Source organism: Mesorhizobium sp. BR1-1-2 (genome assembly GCF_020165435.1).
Classification (GTDB): Bacteria; Pseudomonadota; Alphaproteobacteria; order Rhizobiales; family Rhizobiaceae; genus Mesorhizobium.
This window is the reverse complement of the sequence record NZ_JAIUID010000004.1, coordinates 76305-95980: the sequence shown is the minus strand read 5'-3', so window position 1 is coordinate 95980 and position 19676 is coordinate 76305. Positions and strand designations below refer to the sequence as shown.

General features: G+C 63.3%; 22 protein-coding genes and 1 tRNA gene. 16 read left to right on the top strand and 7 right to left on the bottom strand.

Translation table 11 applies throughout. From position 1 onward, the window contains the following. Positions 1-42 precede the first annotated feature (42 nt). A complete protein-coding gene (locus tag LB551_RS10055) occupies positions 43-2631 on the bottom strand; it encodes a helix-turn-helix transcriptional regulator (protein WP_224659350.1) in 2589 nt (862 codons plus the stop codon). Positions 2632-2844: 213 nt separating this feature from the next. Here LB551_RS10055 and LB551_RS10050 point away from each other — a divergent pair, with 213 nt between their 5' ends. The 5 genes from LB551_RS10050 (at position 2845) to LB551_RS10030 (ending at position 7156) form a co-directional block, all read left to right on the top strand. After that, positions 2845-3117, top strand: coding sequence for a DUF4242 domain-containing protein (locus tag LB551_RS10050; RefSeq protein ID WP_140553214.1), 273 nt, complete (start codon positions 2845-2847; stop codon positions 3115-3117). Between the two features lie 420 nt (positions 3118-3537). Beyond that, positions 3538-4035 (top strand): hypothetical protein, encoded by a 498-nt coding sequence (locus tag LB551_RS10045; protein WP_411970939.1) that lies wholly within the window; start codon positions 3538-3540, stop codon positions 4033-4035. 57 nt (positions 4036-4092) lie between these two features. Then, positions 4093-4299 (top strand): DUF1127 domain-containing protein, encoded by a 207-nt coding sequence (locus tag LB551_RS10040; protein WP_224659074.1) that lies wholly within the window; start codon positions 4093-4095, stop codon positions 4297-4299. 176 nt (positions 4300-4475) lie between these two features. Then, complete coding sequence (locus tag LB551_RS10035) at positions 4476-5876, top strand: lipopolysaccharide biosynthesis protein (RefSeq protein WP_224659073.1); 1401 nt, start codon at positions 4476-4478, stop codon at positions 5874-5876. Continuing rightward, on the top strand, positions 5876-7156 hold the full coding sequence (locus LB551_RS10030; protein WP_140553222.1) for a GNAT family N-acetyltransferase: 1281 nt from the start codon (positions 5876-5878) through the stop codon (positions 7154-7156). Before LB551_RS10035 ends, LB551_RS10030 begins: the two co-directional genes overlap by 1 nt. A 584-nt stretch (positions 7157-7740) precedes the next feature. On the opposite strand, the gene LB551_RS10025 is transcribed toward LB551_RS10030, so the two are convergent. Further along, on the bottom strand, positions 7741-7974 hold the full coding sequence (locus tag LB551_RS10025; RefSeq protein WP_224659072.1) for a polymerase: 234 nt from the start codon (positions 7972-7974) through the stop codon (positions 7741-7743). Positions 7975-8306: 332 nt separating this feature from the next. On the opposite strand from LB551_RS10025, the gene LB551_RS10020 reads away from it, so the two are divergent. Continuing rightward, entirely contained in the window at positions 8307-8510 is a 204-nt protein-coding gene (locus tag LB551_RS10020) for a hypothetical protein (RefSeq protein ID WP_224629414.1), read from the top strand. A gap of 62 nt (positions 8511-8572) precedes the next feature. Here the strand turns inward: LB551_RS10020 and LB551_RS10015 are convergent, their stop codons facing one another. Both LB551_RS10015 and LB551_RS10010 read right to left on the bottom strand, forming a co-directional pair. Further along, the gene (locus LB551_RS10015; protein ID WP_140553353.1) at positions 8573-8782 is read right to left on the bottom strand and encodes a hypothetical protein; all 210 of its coding nucleotides are present in this window, start codon (positions 8780-8782) and stop codon (positions 8573-8575) included. 295 nt (positions 8783-9077) lie between these two features. Continuing rightward, a tRNA-Leu gene (locus tag LB551_RS10010) sits at positions 9078-9162 on the bottom strand. A gap of 324 nt (positions 9163-9486) precedes the next feature. On the opposite strand from LB551_RS10010, the gene LB551_RS10005 reads away from it, so the two are divergent. Then, positions 9487-10074: a YqaA family protein gene (locus LB551_RS10005; RefSeq protein WP_224659071.1), complete on the top strand. Its 588-nt coding sequence runs from the start codon at positions 9487-9489 to the stop codon at positions 10072-10074. Between the two features lie 82 nt (positions 10075-10156). Beyond that, positions 10157-10675 (top strand): disulfide bond formation protein B, encoded by a 519-nt coding sequence (locus LB551_RS10000; protein ID WP_224659070.1) that lies wholly within the window; start codon positions 10157-10159, stop codon positions 10673-10675. 161 nt (positions 10676-10836) lie between these two features. Here LB551_RS10000 and LB551_RS09995 read toward each other — a convergent pair whose 3' ends face one another. Together LB551_RS09995 and LB551_RS09990 are read right to left on the bottom strand one after the other, a co-directional pair. Continuing rightward, positions 10837-11394, bottom strand: a complete 558-nt coding sequence (locus LB551_RS09995; RefSeq protein ID WP_023677956.1) for an HNH endonuclease — start codon at positions 11392-11394, stop codon at positions 10837-10839. A 130-nt stretch (positions 11395-11524) separates the two neighbouring features. Further along, on the bottom strand, positions 11525-12166 hold the full coding sequence (locus LB551_RS09990) for a DNA-3-methyladenine glycosylase family protein (RefSeq protein ID WP_140553231.1): 642 nt from the start codon (positions 12164-12166) through the stop codon (positions 11525-11527). A gap of 73 nt (positions 12167-12239) precedes the next feature. Between LB551_RS09990 and gluQRS the strand changes: the two genes are divergently transcribed. Next, positions 12240-13109, top strand: a complete 870-nt coding sequence (gene gluQRS, locus LB551_RS09985; protein ID WP_224659069.1) for a tRNA glutamyl-Q(34) synthetase GluQRS — start codon at positions 12240-12242, stop codon at positions 13107-13109. A 150-nt stretch (positions 13110-13259) separates the two neighbouring features. Further along, positions 13260-14147, top strand: coding sequence for a DMT family transporter (locus LB551_RS09980; RefSeq protein WP_224659068.1), 888 nt, complete (start codon positions 13260-13262; stop codon positions 14145-14147). A 101-nt stretch (positions 14148-14248) separates the two neighbouring features. On the opposite strand, the gene LB551_RS09975 is transcribed toward LB551_RS09980, so the two are convergent. Further along, a complete protein-coding gene (locus tag LB551_RS09975; protein ID WP_140500876.1) occupies positions 14249-15100 on the bottom strand; it encodes a YihY/virulence factor BrkB family protein in 852 nt (283 codons plus the stop codon). 58 nt (positions 15101-15158) lie between these two features. Between LB551_RS09975 and LB551_RS09970 the strand changes: the two genes are divergently transcribed. The 6 genes from LB551_RS09970 (at position 15159) to LB551_RS09945 (ending at position 19569) form a co-directional block, all read left to right on the top strand. Further along, positions 15159-16025, top strand: a complete 867-nt coding sequence (locus LB551_RS09970; RefSeq protein WP_224659067.1) for an SDR family oxidoreductase — start codon at positions 15159-15161, stop codon at positions 16023-16025. Positions 16026-16050: 25 nt separating this feature from the next. Further along, positions 16051-16242 (top strand): twin transmembrane helix small protein, encoded by a 192-nt coding sequence (locus LB551_RS09965; protein WP_140553239.1) that lies wholly within the window; start codon positions 16051-16053, stop codon positions 16240-16242. 24 nt (positions 16243-16266) lie between these two features. Continuing rightward, a complete protein-coding gene (locus tag LB551_RS09960; RefSeq protein WP_224629400.1) occupies positions 16267-16848 on the top strand; it encodes a cob(I)yrinic acid a,c-diamide adenosyltransferase in 582 nt (193 codons plus the stop codon). A gap of 31 nt (positions 16849-16879) precedes the next feature. Continuing rightward, positions 16880-17680: a rhomboid family intramembrane serine protease gene (locus LB551_RS09955; protein WP_224659066.1), complete on the top strand. Its 801-nt coding sequence runs from the start codon at positions 16880-16882 to the stop codon at positions 17678-17680. A gap of 189 nt (positions 17681-17869) precedes the next feature. Next, positions 17870-18619, top strand: coding sequence for an electron transfer flavoprotein subunit beta/FixA family protein (locus LB551_RS09950; RefSeq protein WP_140640286.1), 750 nt, complete (start codon positions 17870-17872; stop codon positions 18617-18619). 20 nt (positions 18620-18639) lie between these two features. Further along, a complete protein-coding gene (locus LB551_RS09945; protein ID WP_224629398.1) occupies positions 18640-19569 on the top strand; it encodes an electron transfer flavoprotein subunit alpha/FixB family protein in 930 nt (309 codons plus the stop codon). Positions 19570-19676: the final 107 nt, after the last annotated feature.

Genomic DNA, 19676 nt, shown 5'->3' with positions numbered 1-19676 from the left:
CTCACGTTCCCGGATTTCTGATCCGGGCGCGTTCCTACCTGCTCAGATCAGCCCGGAATCGCGCGCGGCGGCGGTCGCCTCGCCACGCGAAATGGCGTCCAGCTTGCCCAGCACCGCCGAGACATGGTGATCGACGGTCTTCGGTGAGATGGTCAGGTGCTCGGCTATCCTCTTGTTGGAGAAACCGCGTTCGATCAGCTGCAGAACCTGCATCTGGCGCAGCGTCAGGCCAGCTTGATTGGCGCGCGTGCTCTGCCGCGGTCCCCTTGCAATGTTATTGACGCCATTCTGCCGCATGACGGCGCGGACGTGCTGGGCGACCGGCCGGGCCCCGAGACCCTCGAACAAGTCCAAGGCCAGGCGCAAGGCCGGCTCGTCGCCGTGCAGCAGGGCGAGCGCCTGCTCGAACGGAGCGCCCAGCCGGGCCCACAGCGTTGCGGCACCGTTCCAGTCGCCGGCGAGCAGCAGGCGATAAGGCTCCGCCATACCGGTCGTATCGCCAGGGTCGCTTTCAGGCGACAAGAGCAGCCGCCAGACGGCCAGCTCGGCAAACATCGCTCTCGTCGGCGACAGGCTTTCTGCCAGATCGATCAGGCGAAGCGCCTCAGTGGCGTCGCCTTGCCCAAGCCATGCCAGTTCGGCCATCGACGCCGTGTAAGGTGCCAGCCGCTGCAGCTCCATTCCCCTATCCAGGAACCGCTTCATTTCCTCCAGCACCGGCCCAGCCGGATCGCCTCGCCTTATGCGCAGTTTCGCCAGCGCGACCAAGGAGGGGTAACGCACCAGAGCCGTCGTTGCGCCATCGTCGATGACGTCGAGAGCCATGGCGGCCGCATCGTCCCAAAGGCCGCGTCGCAAAAGCAGCTGCGCCTGCACGCCCCGCATATAGTCGCGCCAGGTCGCGAGGTCATTCTCAACGCAATAGGCAATGCCGCGATCGAGAAAGGATTGCGCCCGCACAAGATCGAGCTGGTTCATTTCGGCGCAGGCGCAATTGGTGAAGCCGCGTGCCGCGTGCTCCTGGAAATTCTGCACGAGCGCGATTTCAAGACTGCGGGCGAGATGCAGCCGACCTTTGGCCAGGTCAAGCCACTGCTCGGCCGAGCCAAGATTGTTGAGCGCGTGACAGATTATCTCCGGCTTGTTCAACCGTTCGGCCAGAGCGACTGCCTTGCCGCCGAGCAGCAGTGTTTCGTCGAGTTTCTCGGCCAGCATCGCCAGCTGCGAGAGATTGGAATAGGCCATGGCAAGCTCCGGACTGGCAGGCGCCTGTTCCAGCAGTTCCACGGCCTGCGCCCCGAACAGGTCCGCTTGTTCGCGGTCACCCACCAGATAGGCAAAGCGCGACAGGCATCTGAGGCTGTCGCCCTCCCTGAGCGTGTCGCCCAGCGCCTGCTGCAATCGCCGTGCCTGGCCCTGCGCCTCGATGGCCGCATCGATGCGGCCGATCAGATGGCATTCAAACGCATATCCTTCGTAAAGCCTCGCCCGCTCGCTCATCGGCAGGCTGTCGGCATGCCGCAAGGCGACTTCGTAATAGCCGGTGGCATCGCGATGCGCGCCGACGCGGGAGGCCTCGCGCGCTGCTAGCGGGGCAAGCTCGCGCACCGCTTCCAGATTCTGGGCCTCCACCGCATGGTGCACAAGCCTCGCGGTCGCCACCTCGGCGTTTTCCTGCAGTGCGGAAAGCGCGCGTTGGTTGAATTCGCGCCGATGGCTCGGGGTTAGCGCCATCTCGATGGCGCGACGGGCGATCTCGTGCCGGAAGGCGTAGCCATCGCCGAGATCGTCGAGCAAGCCATTCGAGACACATTCCGCCAGTTGGCCGGCGCTGGCGACCCCACAGAGACCGCGCAGCGCCCAGGCATCGGCGCGGCGTGGAAACACCGACACGGCGTCGAGCATCGAGCGCGCGCCCGGCGACAGGCGCTCGGCACGCGCCAGCACGGCGTCGCGGACGCTGGCCGGCAGCACCATCTCGCTTTCGGCAGCCAGCAATTCGGTGACGAAGAAGGCGTTGCCCGCGGTGGCGCGATAGATTGCGTTGCCGTCGCGGTTGGCTGCTTTGGCAAGCGACAACACCGCCGCTTCGCTGAGCAGTGGCACTTCGATGCGCTGGACATTGCCGGCTGGAATTTCGCCGAGCACTCGGCGCGCGCGCATCTGCCCTTCGCTGCGGTCGGTGCGCGCAGTGAACAGCACCAGCATGTGCGTGTTGGTGATGCGCCGGCCCAGGAAACGGACGAAATCCAGGGTCGCGTCGTCGGCCCAGTGCATATCCTCGATGACCAGCAAACCCGGCCGAGACCTCGCCTCGAAAACCTCGAGAGCGTCTGAAAACAGGGGCAGCCGCTGACCTTGGCGGTCATCGATTGCCCGGGGGAGTGCCCACTGCGCGTCCCGGGCCAGATCATAGAGGGGTCCCAGCGGATCGGGAATCGACAGGTCCTCGCAAGCGCTGCGGAATATGGAAACGTGCTGCCCGGCACCGGTTACGAACGCCTCGACGAGTGCCGTCTTTCCGGCCCCGGCCTCGCCCAGCAATGCCGCCACGCGGCCGCGACCGCTCGCGGCCTCCGCGAGCAGTTCCTCCAATTGATCGAGTTGTGCCTGCCGCTCCAGAAGTATCATCACCGGCCCGTAAGTTTCGTCGTCGCTCGACCCTTCTCCAAAATTACCCCCGCTTCGGTATCCGCAGTGTGGCTCCCAGACCAAACGTCGAAAACATAGGGAATCGTCCCGCGCAATATGGGGAAAGGCTCCGATGTGCGCTTTCAACGATCGTGATTTTTCTCCAACCGCGCTCATTTCGAGCGTGAATCAGTCACAAAAGGAAGCCACTCCATGCCTCGCTATCTGATCGAACGGACATTCCCCGACGGGCTCAACGTGCCGACGAACGACGTCGGCGCAACGGCGCTCGGCGGCATCATCATGCGCAATGCCGAGAAGGGGGTCACCTGGCTACACTCCTTCGTATCGCCCGACAAGAACAAGAGTTTCTGCATCTACGACGCCCCCTCGCCGGAGGCGATCCGCAGCACGGCGCAGAAGAATTCGCTACCGGTGGACAAGATCACGGAGGTGAGGGTCCTGGACCCTTACTTTTATCGCTGACCCTATGGACCAAGGATGGAACAATGAGCGTGAGATCGTCCTGGGCAACGATGGGTGTCGGCATTCCGTGCTGTTTCCTCCCGAAACGGCAGCCACCATCGTGGCGTTCGACCATGCACCCTCCCGGCTTGGTCTCGCATCGCGGATTGTGTCCGCGCTGCTCGCGCCGTTGCGAAGCCGGCGCAGGCGCCTGCCACCGCAAGACGATTATTTAAGGCGGGACGTCGGTCTGCCGGAGCACGAGATGCGGCGGGACTACTGGGAATACTGGTGGTGGCATCAATGAGACCGCCGCCCTGTTAGAGAAGGACGGATCGGACCCCGTCTCGCAATTGCCAATCCAACGCGCAGGCATGGCAGCAGGGCCTTACTGGCCGGTCCTGCCCGCCTGCGCGTCACCAACAACCAATGGAGGATAAAATGAACGCCAATTTCTGGCGCTTTGCCGCGCTGTCCACTATGGCAATCGCCGCCACTGCCGCATTTGCGGAGAGTGGCAATCGGCTGGCCGCCGAGGTGCGGGCGGCCAACGGCCGCTTCGCGAATGTCGCGGCGGCCACCTCCGAGGGCTATGCGCCGATTCCCTGCGCCAGCGGCATCACCGGCGGCGCGATGGGCATTCACTACGTCAACAGCACCTATCTTAAGGACGATGGCGTCGACCTCGCCAAGCCGGAAGCCGTGATGTACGAGCCGATGGCCGATGGCACGCTGAAGCTGGTAGCCGTCGAATATATCACCGCGAAGGGTCCGGCGTCGCTCGAAGGCCAGCTGTTCAACTTCGACAGCGCCCCCAACCGCTATGGCCTCGGCCCCTTCTACGAACTTCATGTCTGGGCCTGGAAGCAGAACCCGACCGGCGCCTTCGCCGACATGAACCCGAATGTCTCATGCGACGCCATGAAAAAGGCCGACTGACGGCACCGCCTGCCGGAACAGTAGCGGCAGGCCTTTCACGTGTCGCGAGGAGAGGTCATGACCGAGATCGCTATCTTCCTGGCAAGGCTGCGCACCCCACCATGGCGGCTGATGGCCATCCTCGATTGGCTGGCGCGCAGACGGCGCCTCCGACATGAGCGGCGTCACTTGGAGGCCATGCCCGATTTCATGCTGAAAGACATCGGCATCAGCCGTTCCGAGATCGACTATGTCGCAACTCACGGCGAAGCCCGCCGCTCTTAGGCTTGGCTGGGAGTTGGAACGACAGGTCGCCTGTCTCCTGCTTGCGGCATGGAACCCACACCGGTCGTCCTTGCTCGCCCCGCTGCCATTGTGCATGCCTCTCCCACCCACCCTTTCTTAAGGTGTCTCCGCTACACCAAAGCCTGAAAAGAAGCGGAAAACGGAGAACAATCGGGGTGCGCTTTTCCGCGGCCACGACAGCCGGGCGGTTCTTGCCGCAGCGTTTGGCGCTGCGCGTAGAGCCGTTGCTTGGCCGCGTCGACGCCGTGCTGTTCACCGCCGACGAGCGCGGCGAGGCCGGCCGCATGTCGGTCATCGCCTTCTCCATCCGGATCGTCAGCGCCGTCATCGCCTTCGTCAGCCAGGTGCTGATGGCACGCTGGATGGGCTCGTTCGAATACGGCATCTTCGTCCTTGTCTGGGTGACCATGGTCATCGTCGGCAATCTCGCCTGCCTCGGCTTCCACACCTCGGTCATCCGCTTCATTCCCGAATACCGCGAGCGCGGCCTGATCGACGAGTTGCGCGGCATCGTCGTGGCCAGCCGCCTGTTCGTGCTGATCGCTTCGACCGTCATCGCCGGGCTCGGCGCACTCGGCGTGTGGCTCGCCTCGTCATGGACCGAAAACTACTATGTCGTGCCGTTCATCCTCGGCGTCATCTGCCTGCCGATGATAGCGCTGTCGGATCTGTTGCAAGGCCAGGCCAGGGCGAACAGCTGGGCGCTGTTCGCCCTGGCGCCGACCTATCTGATACGGCCTGTGCTGATCCTGCTGTTCATGGCGCTGATGCTTTTCGCCGGCTACGCGCCCGACGCGAAGACCGCGATCTTCGCCTCGATCGCCGCCACTTATGTCACCACGCTCGCCCAGCTTATCGGCGTCACCCGGCGCATGGAAAGGCAGATTCCGGCCGGGCCGATGAAGGTGCATTTCGCACAATGGTTCATCGTCTCGCTGCCGATCTTCCTGGTCGAAAGCTTCTTTTTCCTGCTCACCAATGCCGACGTGCTGATGGTCGGCGCCTATATGGACCCCAACGACGTCGCCGTCTATTTCGCCACGGTCAAGACACTGGCGTTGGTGCATTTCGTCTACTTCGCCGTCAAGGCAGGCGTCGCACAGCGCTATGCCCAGTTCACCCATGGCGAGCCGGAAAAGCTTGCCGCCTTTGCCCGCGAGACGGTGTCGTGGACCTTCTGGCCATCACTCGCCATGGCGCTGCTGGTGCTGGCGCTTGGCAAACCGATGCTGATGCTGTTCGGCCCCGAATTCACATCGGGTTATCCGCTTCTGTTCCTGCTCGTCTTCGGCGTCGTGGCGCGCGCCGCCGTCGGCCCGTGCGAAAGCCTGCTCACCATGAGCGGCAACCAGAATGTCTGCGCCGCCGTCTATGCCATGACGCTGGCCTTCAACATTGGCCTCAACGTGGTGCTGATCCCGCTTTTCGGCCTGTGGGGCGCCGCCATGGCCACCGCCTTCGCCATGATTTTCGAGGCCGGTGCGCTGTCTTTCACGGTCTGGCGCAAGCTCGGCATCGTCATGGCGATCTTCGTGCCAGCCAAAGGAGCCGCGTGATGGCCGCCATCCCCTTGCTCGAGGAAACCAGCGGCGGCCCCGCCGGCGCCATGGTGTCCGGCCTTGCCGGACTGGGGCGCGACACCGACCCGGCCCATATCGAGATCCTCGCCAACAATCGGCCCGAGCGCAAACTGGCCATCTATCCGGCGTCGGCCGGGTTCGACCTCGTCGAGGAGCTGGATTATCTGTGCGCCCGCACCATCGAGCCCAACATCTTCTTCAACCCGCGTTTCCTGGCGCCCGCAATGCCCCGGCTGGAAGACCGCGAGGTGCGGCTGGCCGTCATTCGTGACGGCGATGAATACCGCAACCGGCTACGCCTTCTGGTGCCGTTCTCGGTGGAGCGGCCGGTGGTGCCGCTCGGGGTTCCCGTCATGCGCACATGGTCGAGCCCGTTCGGCCCGCTCGGCACTCCGTTGGTCGACCGCGACGATCCGGTCGGCGTCGTCGAGGATTTCTTCTCGATGCTGTCGCGCCCGCATCTGAAGCTGCCGAAAGTGTTCGTCCTGCCCGACATCAGGCTCGACGGCGCGGTGGCGAGCCTGGTTGCCACGGTGGCCGAGACGCGTGGCCTGATGCTGGTCACCACCGGTCACGCCCAGCGTCCGCTGCTCGAGAGCGAACGCGACGCCGAGGACTATCTGAAGGCTTCGCTGCGCGCGCACCATTACCGCGAGTTCCGCCGCCTCAAGCGGCGGCTGGGCGACCTCGGCAAGCTTGAACATGTCGTGGCGCGCGGCCCCGACGAGATCCGTCACGCCATCGAGAGCTTCCTGACGCTGGAGGCGGCCGGCTGGAAAGGCCGCGAGCGCACGGCCATGGCGATCGACCGCTACCGCGCCGCCTTCGCCCGCGAGGCCGTGCACAGGCTGGCCGAACAGGACCTGTGCCGCATCCATTCGCTGACGCTCGACGGCCGCACCATTGCGTGCCTGATCGTCTTCGTCGAAGCCGGCGTCGCTTACACCTGGAAGACGGCCTACGACGAAACGCTGGCCGGCTATTCGCCAGGCACGCTGCTGATGATCGAGGTGACCAGGCAGCATCTCGACGACCCCAACATCATGATGACCGATTCCTGTGCCGTGCCCGACCATCCGGTGATGAGCAGGCTGTGGACCGAGCGCAAGCCGATGGGCACACTGGTGATCGGCCTGACGCCGGACGCCGACCGCCTCGCCCGCCAGGCGGCCTCGCAACTGCATCTCTACCGGGAGACCCGCAACATGGCCCGCCTGTTGCGCAACCGGATGAAGAGCCTGCTCAAGAGACGATAGACGCGCTCGCATCTTCCGGACGCGTGGATGCTTGCTTCAAACCTGAGTGTTTGGTTGCTTCATGGGACAAACAGTCACTGTATTGATAGCGTTTATTCACCAGCGGCTACTTGAGCAACAGTCGCAGTTTTTCAACAAAGCGTTACAAAGGTGATGCGATTTTGGGTATAATTCCTGTCGCTTGCCGACGGCACATCCATTTTTCTTCAGTGCTTTTCCGCGTGGCGGACATCAGAATTAGCTAATTCATTCGAACATATAAAGGACATTCACGGAACCTAAGTGGTAACATAAGACCTTTGGGACAGAAGTCTGGGACTTTGGTCCATCTCACGAAATCCGGCAGCGAGTGTGGGGCTAATCTTCATTGCTCTTCAGGAACTTGAAACGGCTGGCCGGGCCCGACTTGAGTCGCTTGTCCTCTTCCTTCCCCGGCGCTTTCGGCGGTTGCGCGCGGATCGCGAGGAACAGGCGCTGAATGCAAGAAATCCGCTTGCCGGAACCAGCGGGCACTCAACGGGAAGCCGCCAACGAGAAAGCGGCCGGCGCCAGAATCCTGGACCCATAAAAGCCCGCCACCGAGCCTATGGGGACGGCCTTGGGCGAGCCTGGGCCATGTCGAAAGTGTCCGGCAGGTGAGGATGCTCGCCGGCCCGCCTCACCGAAGCCGTGGTCATCGCGTCGACCGGGAGAATAACGGACATACGGGCATAGTGGTCCGGCCACAGCGGCTTTCCAAACAGGAAGAACACGATCGCGAGAAAACAAATCAGCAGTAGGACGGCGAAGGTGTTCGCGATGATCTCGCCAAGCTGCATGTTTTCTCCCCCGGGTCGGACACCCGCCGCTCGCAGCAACGGCGGGCGTCCACGGACCGTCGATGAAGGGACTTTACTCGACGGCTTCCACGCCAATGAGGAACGGCGGCTTATGTTCAGGGTTTAGGACCAATGCGTCGATGCTTCGGACTTCAGTCCCAATTGCGGGTCCGAGGAGAAGGAGACAGTCTGCCTTCGCACCGGCTAAGCCCTCCACCAAGGTACCTGACGGCCGGAGCACAGCCCGGCCTGCTCGCCAAGTGCCGAACCTACCGCCAAAAGCAGGCCGGGCTCCTTCTGTCGATAGTCAAGATCGTCGCCCAAAGGGGAAAATGACCAGCTACAAGGTGGAGGAAATCCTCGGCGAGAGAATTATCGGCACGCACGAGGTGGCGGCTTCAAGTCCCGCGGGGGCTGCCAGACGGGCAACCGGGCATCCGATGCAACCCCGCATTCCAGGTGCGCTGTTTGTTCGGGTCACCAGATCGGAGGACGGCACGATCGCCGAATTCAGCTTCGCGGGATTTCCCTGTTGAACCCGGATGAATTCCGAAGCTCGTCGATGAATCGTTTCGACGCGACTTGCACCAGAATTGCGCTAGCGTCCCAGCGGCTGTTTGGATGCCGAAACCAATTCGTCCTCATCCCTGATCCCGGCCATGTAATTCGCAATTATGCGGGATGAAATCGCTTCACGTTCCTGGGCCGATCGGGCGTCAGGCTTCAGCCTGTCGAACACGCGGCCAAGCAGGGCCACTTCGGAGGAATCGAAGACGCCAGCTTCCTGCGCTTTCTGACGAATCGGCATGAGTTCCTCCCTTTCCGGGTAGATAAGCGACAACTGATGCAAGGGGCAATCTCAACGCCGGAATATATCCACACCGAGGAACGGTCAGGGGGCCCAACGTAGGTCCTGAAGCGCGAAAGCGGCTACCGCATTCGACAGGCCGAAGATGCAGTCCTGCACCCGGCCGAGCCGCTCCCGGATGTCGCTCTTGCGATATCGGCCTGGGGCCGCTCACGACGGACTCCAACACCATAACCGCATTGCCGAAGCGCCGATCGGGAAAGCAGCGGCAGACGCATCGAAGTGGCGAATGAAATGGTGCCCCTAGCCGGGATCGAACCAGCACTCCTTGCGGAACTCGATTTTGAGTCGAGCGCGTCTACCAATTCCGCCATAGGGGCTCAGGCCGGGCGGCCTGGATGGCGCGGACTATACGGTTGGAGGCCTGTTCGTCAACTGGCCTGTTGCCGATAGCGTGCGGAGCCGCGACCAAACCGCACCTTTCGGTTTCCTGCGGGCACTGCCATTGTGCGGCGCGGAAAATCTTTCTAGACAGGCGTCGTGTCGAAGCGCTTGGCGTCCGGAAGAAGGAACGCGGCGCGCTTCGGGTCTTGGTGTCACGCATGCCCCTGTTTTCATCCATGCCCTGGTTTCATGCCTACCCTTATGCCCACGCCGTGCATGTGGGCGGCGTGCGGTAGTCATCTACGACATTAGGAGAGCCGATGCTTCGCGGACTGTACGACTGGACCTTGTCGCTGGCGGCGCGCAAATCCGCCGAATGGTGGCTGGCCTTCATCGCCTTCGTCGAAAGCTCCGTGTTCCTGGTGCCGGCCGATGTGCTTTATCTGCCGATGGCGCTGTCGCGGCCGGACCGCGCCTATCGCTATGCACTGATCGCCACCGTCGCCTCCGTGCTGGGCGGCATCGCCGGTTGGTTCATCGGCCACTACGCCTACGACGCGCTGGCCAAGCCGATCCTGGAATTTTACGGCAAGTATGACGAGTTCGAGGCGCTGCGCGTCTCTTCGGGCATCGGCTTCATCATCCTGATGCTGATCACCTCGGGCGCCGCCCATCTGCCGCCGATCAAGGTGGTGACTATCCTGTCGGGGGTCATCGGCGTCAATCTTTTTCTGTTCATCGCGCTGGCAACCGTGGCGCGCGGCGGGCGCTTTCTGCTTCTGGCCTGGCTGCTTCGCCGCTATGGCGAGCCGATCCGCGAGTTCATCGAAAAGCGCCTCGGCCTGATCGCAGGTGCAGCGGCGGCCGCCCTGATTTTGCTCTATATCCTGGTCAAATACGCCTTCTGATTCATGTCGCCCAAGCCGCGTAGCGGCGCGGCAATATGGACCAAAGACTGAGCCGGCGGCGAACACAACGGACGAGTACCCCATGACTGCGAGCATGACTGCCAACACCGGACGCCAGCGGGCCATGACGGCCCTGTTCCTTGCCGTAGCCATGGCCGCCACTGTCGGCTCCGCGCTCGCCTTCCAGTACATCGGCGGCTATATCCCTTGCCATCTCTGCCTGGAACAGCGCACGCCCTACTATATCGGCGTGCCGCTGATGCTGCTGGCGCTGCTTGCATCGGCGCTGCACGCGCCGGGATGGGCTGTGCGCGGCTTGCTGGCCATCGGAGGCCTGCTGATGCTCTATGGCCTCTATCTCGGCATCTATCATGCCGGCGTGGAGTGGGCCTGGTGGCAGGGCCCGGCCGATTGCGCCGCGGGCGCGGGCCAGGTCGACACCGGCGGAAAAGGCGTGCTCGACGCGCTCGACAAATTCGTGCCCCCCTCCTGTGACAAGGCCGCGCTTCGCATCCTCGGCCTGTCACTCGCCGGCTGGAACGCCATCGCCAGCTTCGTGCTCGCCGCCGTCGCCTTCCGCAGCGCGCTTTCGCGCGACTGAGGTAGCGCGAAAGCGCCGACGCGAGATCGTTCAAGAATTCGGCAGGCTGAGTCGTATGGAGTGATTGTCGAGAACCGAAGCGGAGCGGACATTTGGTCCGTGAGCATCGGAAGCGCAGACAATCGCTTCAGACGGCCAGCCTCCCGAATTGTCGGACGATCTCAGGGTTCGAGTTCGACGTCCCAGTACAGATAATCCATCCAGCTTTCATGCAGATGGTTGGGCGGGAACAGACGGCCATTATTGTGCAAGTCGTGCACCGTCGGCTGGTAGGGCTTCTGCAACGGCCACATCTTGGCATGCGCCGGCATCATGCCACCTTTCCTGAGGTTGCAGGGGGAACAGGCGGCGACGACATTCTCCCACGTCGTAGCACCCCCGCGGTGGCGGGGGATGACGTGATCGAAGGTCAGGTCGTCGGGCGTGCCGCAATATTGGCACTGGAAGCGGTCGCGCAGGAAGACGTTGAAGCGCGTGAAGGCGGGGTGCCGCGACGGCTTCACATAGGCCTTCAGGCTGACGACGCTCGGCAGCTTCATCGAGAAGGTCGGCGAGGACACCGCGTGCTCGTATTCGGCGACGATGTTCACCCGTTCGAGGAACACCGCCTTGATGGCGTCCTGCCACGACCAGAGCGACAGGGGATAATAGCTGAGCGGACGATAATCCGCATTCAGCACCAGCGCTGGAAGCCCATCCGGAGATACGGCAACCGTCACGTCGTTGGCCTCCTTGGTTCTCTAACCTGAATGGCGCGGATACTGTAAGCCCGACATGACAGGGATGTGAAGCGGATTGTCACGCGTCCGAAGGCACAAAAAAACGAGATTTTGATGCTTTTTCGCGCTTTCAGGCGGGGGGTGCGGCATCCCTGCCCTTCAATTCGCGATAGTAGGACCAGAAAAGCCGCGATGCGACACCTCTCCACGGGCTCCATGATTCGGCGAGGTGGATCAGTGTTTTCTCCGGCGGACGCGGGTCGATGCCGAGCGCATGGCCGACGGCGGTCTGGAGCGCGACATCGCGCGCCGGGAAGATATCGGGATGGCCTGCGGCGAACAGCAGATACACCTGCGCCGTCCACGGACCGATGCCGGGCACGGCCGTCATGGTCGTGATTGCCTCGCCGGCGTCAAGCGAACACAAATGATGAAGGTCGAGGCCGTCCGCCACCGCCCGGGCGGCGGCGAGGAGGCCGCGTTGCTTGGGTCGAGACAGGCCCGCCTCGCGAAACATGTCCTCGCCGGCGGCAAGGATCGCCAGCGGCGTCAAAGGGTCGACCAGTTTCGTCAGCCGGCCGAAGATCGCATCGGCGCTGGCGCGCGACACCTGCTGCGAGACGATGATCGAGGCAAGGCTCGAGAATCCCGGTTGGGAAAGCCGTAGCGGCACCTCGCCCGCCATGCCGCGGATCTTTTCCAATCTCGGGTCGATTGCGCAAAGCGCGTCGAGCCCCCGGGCGATGTCGTCCAATGTGGCGATACGTTGCATGTTTCTTGTTCCTGAACCGGCCGCACGGTAGCAATTGGCAAAACCGCCGCACAACCCGATTGCCGCTCAAGAGATGACGCTCCTGACATTCCGTTTCGCGCCCAGTCCCAATGGCGAACTGCATCTCGGCCATGCCTTCTCGGCGCTGCTCAACCAGAAACTGGCGCGAGCGGTCGGCGGCCGCCTGCTGCTGCGCATCGAGGATATCGACACCACGCGCTGCTCGCCGGAATTCGAGGCGGGCATTTTTACCGATCTGAAATGGCTCGGACTTGCCTGGGAACAGCCGGTGCGACGGCAATCCGAGCACTTTGCCTGTTATGAGACGGTGCTTGACCGGCTGATCCGGGAGGATCTCGTCTATCCCGCCTTCATGAGCAGAAGCGAAATCCGGGCTTTCATCGCCGACAGCGAAAAGCGCGACTGGCCGCGCGATCCCGATGGCGTGCCGGTCTATCCCGCCGTCGACAAGGCGCTGCCGGCGAAGGAACGCCGGCGCCGCATTGCCGAGGGCGCTCCCTTCGCCTGGCGGCTGGATGTCGATACGGCGATGGCACGCGTCGGCAAGGATTTGTCATGGAATGAATTTTCAGACGAATCGCTCTCCGCGACGCGCATCGTCGAGGCCCGCCCGCGCGATTGGGGCGACGTGATCGTGGCGCGCCGCGAAATCCCGACCAGCTACCATCTTGCCGTCGTCGTCGACGATGCGCTGCAGGGCGTGAGCCATGTCGTGCGCGGCCAGGATCTCTACCCCGCCACCGGGATACAGCGGCTGCTTCAGGAACTGCTTGGCCTGCCGCAGCCAGCCTATTTCCATCACCGGCTGATCCTGGGACCCGACGGACGCAAGCTGTCGAAAAGCCTGAAGGACACCGGCCTTGCCGTCTTGCGCGAAGCGGGCGTGTCGGCTCACGATGTCAGGCGGATGGTCGGTCTCTGACGCTGACGAAGGCCGAAGGGGCAGCTTGCAGAAAACACGGCCGGTTGAATTCCGGTGATGCATGGATCAATCGTTTCGTTTTGCGCGCCGGCTTGAACCGGACTAGAGCTTCGCCACGGCTCAATTCTCATCAAGCACGGTTCCCGGAAAATGCACAGCGTCAAGCGGCTCATCCCCGCCACTTTCGTCGTCCTGTGGGCAACCGGCTTCATCGGCGCCCGCTATGCCATGCCGTGGGCCGAACCGTTTACGTTCCTGGCCGCGCGCTTCGTCCTGGCGGCGGCGTTGTTCGCCGGCCTGGTCGTCGTGCTTGGCTCCAAGAGAGCCTCCCGCGAAGAGGCATTGCACGCCACCGGGGCCGGCATTCTGATGCATGGCGTCTATCTCGGCGCGGTCTTCTGGGCTATCCACAGGGGCATGCCCGCCGGGCTGTCGGCGCTGATTGTCGGCCTGCAGCCGCTGATCACGGCGGTGCTCGCCGGCAAATTTCTCGGCGAGGCGATCCTGCCACGCCATTGGGCCGGTCTCGCGGTCGGCCTGGCCGGCGTTGTCATCGTGCTCTGGCCAAAGCTCGGTGCGCTCGGCGGCGGCGTGACGTCAGCCACGCTGACAGCCTCGCTCGTCTCGGTGCTCGGCATGAGCGCCGGCACCATATGGCAGAAGCGTTTTGCTTCCGGCGGCGACCTTGTCGCCGCGACCATGTGGCAATATGTCGGCGGCGCTTCGGTGATGATCCTGGCTTCACTGGCCTTCGAGACCCACACGGTCGTCATCAACGGCGAATTGATCTTCGCCATGGCCTGGCTGGTGCTGGTGCTGTCGATCGGCGCCATCTTCCTTCTGATGGTGATGATCCGCGACGGCGAGATGTCGAAGGTCGCTTCGCTGTTCTATCTGGTGCCGGCGGTGACGGCCGTCATCGCCTGGGCCTTGTTCGACGAGCAGCTCAACGCGCTTCAGATTGCCGGCATGGCGATTGCCACGTTGGGCGTTGGTCTGGCTACTGCCCGGCAGGCAAGGGAGGAATTGAAGAACTGAGGAATTGAGGGAAAAGCGGACATGCCTGGCGCTGTGTGCTTCTTCTTCTCCAGTTCTCCAGTTCTTCAATTCCTCAGTTCTTCGATCCGGCCGGTATCGACTCAGCCGACACGCGCGCGCGCCTCGAGATAGCGGCTGATCGCTGCATTGAGTTCGCCGCCAAGAATGAAGATCGCGGACACGATGTAAAGAAAGACCACCGCGATCATGATCGAGGCAAGCCCGGCATAGGTCGTCACATAGGACGAGAAATGGTCGAGATAGGTGGCGAAAATGGTCGAGCCGATCAGCCATGCGGCGAGCGTGAAGACGATGCCGGGGATCAGCGAGACGAAACGGCGCTTGCCGGCCGGCAGCCAGTAATGCACTGAAAACAGACCGCCGACGATGACGGTCGAGGCGATGACGTAGCGCCACAGCGTGATGGTGCCCGTATAGGGTTTTATCCACTCGAAATGCGCCTCGGCCAGCCGCGCCAGCAATGGTGCGAAGACCAGGAGCACGCTGATCGCCAGGAAGCCTGCCGTGGCGATCAGCACGAAGAAGATGCTCTGCACACGGCGATAGATGATGCCGCGCGTCTCGGTGACGCGATAGGCCCGGTTGAGCGAGGTGCGCAGCGCCTCGATGCCGTTCGAGGCGAAATAAGCGGCCAGCAGCACGCCGTAGGTGAGCAGATCCGATCGTCGCACGGTGAGCACGTTCAGCACCTCGCGCGCGATCGGTTTGGCGATTTGCTCCGGCCAGGTGTCGAAGACCAGATGCACGGCCGTGTCGGCGAAGGCTTGCGCGCCGAGGAAGCTCGCCAGCGTGGTGGCGAAGATCAGGAACGGAAACAGCGCCATCAGCGAGGTGATTGCCAAATGGCTGGCCATCGCCCAGCCGTCATCGGTGTTGAAATGACCGATCGCGTCGTAAAGTACGCGGCGCAGGGCGACGATATTCCGCAACAAGAACCGCGCTCCCCTTCGATTGTCTCGACGCCGCGAATATGGGAAGGGAATGCGGCAAATGGCAACCCTTGGTCATAAGACGAATCCGCCGGCGCGCGCGTTGCGCGTCATCATCGTCACCGGCGCGTCGTCGGGCATAGGCGCTTATTGCGCGCGGGCGCTCAAGGCGGAAGGCTGGCAGGTGTTCGCCACGGCGCGCAAGCCCGAGGACATCGCGGCCCTGGAAAAGGATGGCATCGAGGCGTTCTATCTCGACTATCGCGAACCTGCCTCCATCGAAGCGCTGGCGGCTTCAGTGCTGGAGCGGACCGGCGGCAGGATCGATGCGTTGTTCAACAACGGCGCCTATGCGCAAGCGGGCGCGGTCGAGGATCTGCCGGTGGCCGCCTTGCGGGAGCAGTTCGAGGCCAATTTCTTCGGCTGGCACGACCTGACCCGCCGGCTCGTGCCTGTGATGCGCCGCCAGGGCGGTGGCCGGATCGTTCATTGCTCGTCGATCCTTGGCCTGGTGCCGGTACGTTTTCGCGGCGCCTATTCGGCATCCAAACACGCTTTGGAGGCGCTGATGCTCTGTCAGCGCCAGGAACTGGCCGGCAGCGGCGTGCATGTCTCGCTGATCGAGCCGGGGCCGGTTAAATCGAAGATCGCCAGCAATGGCCTCGCCTGGTTCCTCAGGAATATCGACCATGAGAATTCCGTGCATCGCGCCGATTATGAGGCGCAGTTGGAACGCATGCGCACCGGCGGCAGCCAATCGGCGCTGAAGCCCGGCCCGGAAGTGGTCCACAAAGCGCTTCGCCATGCACTTCTGTCGCGGCGCCCGCGCCCGCACTATGTGGTAACAGTGCCGGCAAGGTTCGGCGCCATGCTCAAACGCATCCTTCCGGCATCGATGCTTCACCGCCTGCTCGCCAAACGCGCCTGAACAAGAAAAGGACTGGAAACGCAAAATGGCATCCGTCTTCAACATCCTTGCCATCCTGGTCATGGTCGCCGTGGTGATCGTGCTGGTCCGGGGTCTGATCAACATGATGCGCGGCGGTTCCGGCATCACCTCCAACAAGCTGATGCAGACGCGCGTCGTGCTGCAGGCCGTGGCGCTGGCGCTGATCCTGCTGGCCGTGTATTTCACCCGCAAATGAGGACGCCGGCCGTTCGGAGGCGACGTGGTCAAGCTCAACAAGATCTACACCCGCACGGGCGACAACGGCACCACCGGGCTCGGCACGGGTGAGCGGCGGCTGAAGTCCGATCTCAGGGTAGACGCCTACGGCACCGTCGACGAAGCCAACGCCTGCATTGGCATGGCTCGTGTTCACACCGCGCCGGGCCACCCGGCGATTGATGCCATGCTTGCCCGCATCCAGAATGATCTCTTCGACCTCGGCGCCGATCTGGCTGTGCCCGACGACGGCAAGCCGCTCGGCTACGAACCGCTGCGCATCGTTGCCGCGCAGACCGAGCGCGTCGAACACGACATCGATCTCCTCAACAACGACCTCCAGCCACTCAAATCCTTCGTGCTGAACGGCGGCACGCCGGCCGCCGCCGCGCTCCATCTCGCCCGCACGGTGGCACGGCGGGCCGAGCGGCTGATGGTGGCGCTCGCACAGCATCCTGATGAGCACGTCAACCGCGACGGGCTGAAATACATCAACCGCGTCTCCGATTTCCTGTTCGTCGCCGCCAGGGCGGTCAATGACAATGGAAATGCCGACGTGTTATGGGTTCCTGGCAAGAACCGCTGAACTATGCCAAGGCGGGAGAGGCCAGGCACGTATGTTTATCCCGCTCTACGATACCAACAGGCTGCGGCACATCAGGCTGCAATATGTGACGATCGCCCTGATCCTGGCCAACGCGCTGGTCTATTGCGCCACCGCGCTCGGGGGTGAGAATTTCACCAATGCAGCCGTGCTCGGCCTCGGCTTCATCCCCTCCGTGGTGCATGACACGGCAGAGCTCGACCCGCGCTTTATCGTCATTCCCGAAAGCCTGAGCTATCTCACCTACTCATTCCTGCATGCCGACATTTTCCATCTTGGCGGCAACATGCTGTTCCTGTGGGTGTTCGGCGACAACGTCGAGGACGCGCTCGGCCATATCCGCTATCTCATCTTCTACCTCCTGTGCACCATCGCCGGAGCCGCCTTCCAGGGCCTCATCGCGTGGGACTCGCAGGTGCCGCTGATCGGCGCCTCCGGCGCCATCGCCGGCGTGGTCGTCGCCTACCTGATCCTCTATCCCAGGGTGAAGGTCTGGGTGCTGGCCTTTGCTCGCATTCCGCTGCGCATCCCGGCCTTCATCCCCCTTCTCCTGTGGGTACTGTTCCAGATCGTCATGTTCGCCGCCGGTGGTGAAGACCAGATTTCCTGGGCCTGCCACATAGGCGGCATCATCGCCGGCGCCGTGTTGGTGCTTGTGCTGCGCAGCCGCGGCGTGCCGCTTCTTGCGGGGGCGGACGAAGAGGTCGCACCGGCCGACCAGCCCGCCATCGCCGTCGATCCGGCCGTGCGCGAACCGATTGCGGCGCAGCCTGCGCCACGCTGGGGTCGGCGAAGTGTCCCCGGCCCCGACTGAACCGATTGAGTGAATTGCCCGATGCCCTGGCATATTGACGTGCGGGTTTGCCGCAACTACGGAAGCGTTTCCGCCCGCCTTAGGCGGTTGAAGAGCAGAATTTCCATCCGGAATGTCGGCTTTCGACAACTCTGACGGGGTTCACGCTGGTATAGCGCGCCCCACTATCTCAAGAGAGGTGACAGGAAAATGAAGATCCTTGTGCCCGTGAAGCGGGTTGTGGATGCGAATGTGAAGGTTCGCGTCAAGGCTGACGGTTCGGCGGTGGAATTGGCCAACGTCAAGATGGCGATGAACCCGTTTGACGAGATCGCGGTCGAAGAGGCGATCCGACTCAAGGAAGCCGGCAAGGCCGAAGAGATCATCGTCGTGTCGATCGGCCCGCAGCAGGCGCAGGAGACGCTTCGCACCGCGCTGGCCATGGGCGCCGACCGCGCCATCCTGGTCAAGACCGACGAGCAGACCGAGCCGCTGGGCGTCGCCAAGGTGCTGAAGGGCGTGGTCGAGGCCGAGCAGCCCGGCCTGGTCATCCTCGGCAAGCAGGCGATCGACGATGATTCCAACCAGACCGGCCAGATGCTTGCAGCCCTTCTCGGCTGGGCGCAGGGCACATTTGCTTCCAAGGTGGTGCTCGAGGGCGACAAGGCCAGGGTGACCCGCGAGGTCGACGGCGGCCTGCAGACGGTTGAGCTGAAGATGCCGGCGATCGTCACCGCCGACCTTCGCCTCAACCAGCCGCGCTACGCTTCGCTGCCCAACATCATGAAGGCCAAGAAGAAGCCGCTCGACGAGAAGAGCCCGGCCGACTACGGCGCCGACGTCAAGCCGCGGCTGAAGGTCATCAAGACCGAGGAGCCGGGCGGCCGCAAGGCGGGCGTCAAGGTCAAGAGCGTCGCCGAGTTGGTCGACAAGCTGAAGAACGAAGCCGGCGTGCTCTGAGATCGGAAGGAACAGATAAAATGACCATTCTCCTCATCGCCGAACACGACAACGCAACCCTTTCGGATCAGACTGCCAAGGCGCTGTCGGCCGCGCTGCAGATCGGCTCGGACGTGCATGTGCTGGTGGCCGGCAAGGGCGCCAAGGGCGCAGCCGACGCCGCCGCCAAGCTGAAGGGCGTGAGCAAGGTGCTGCTCGCCGAAGCCGACGAGCTTGCCGAGCGTCTCGCCGAGCCGACCGCGGCGCTCGTCGTGTCGCTGGCCGGCTCCTATGACACCATCGTCGCGCCGGCGACCTCGTCGGGCAAGAACGTCGCGCCGCGCGTGGCCGCTTTGCTCGACGTGGCGCAGGTCTCCGAGATCATCGAAGTGGTCTCGCCGGATACCTTCAAGCGGCCGATCTATGCCGGCAACGCCATCCAGACGGTACAGTCGACCGATGCCAAAAAGGTCATCACCGTGCGCACCGCCTCCTTCCAGGCGGCGCCCGAGGGCGGTTCGGCCGCTGTCGAAACCGTCGGCGCTGCGGCCAATCCGGGCCTCTCCTCCTTCGTCGAGAACAAGCTGTCGGAGACCGATCGTCCGGAACTGACCTCGGCCAAGATCATCATCTCGGGCGGCCGCGCGCTCGGCTCCTCGGAGAAGTTCCAGGAGGTCATCCTGCCGGTCGCCGATAAGCTCGGCGCTGCCGTCGGCGCATCCCGTGCTGCCGTCGATGCCGGTTACGCACCGAACGACTGGCAGGTCGGCCAGACCGGCAAGGTCGTCGCCCCTGACCTCTACATCGCCGTCGGCATCTCCGGCGCCATCCAGCACCTCGCCGGCATGAAGGACTCGAAGGTCATCGTCGCCATCAACAAGGACGAGGAAGCGCCGATCTTCCAGGTCGCCGACTATGGCCTCGTCGGCGACCTCTTCGTCGTCCTGCCGGAGTTGCAGAAGGCGCTTTGACGCCCTGCCGCAAAGCGTATTAAATTGTGAGGGGTGGGGTAGACGAAGTCGCCCCGCCCTTTTAGTTTGCACCGCACAAAAAGCAGGCCGCAAAGGCCTTTTTCGAC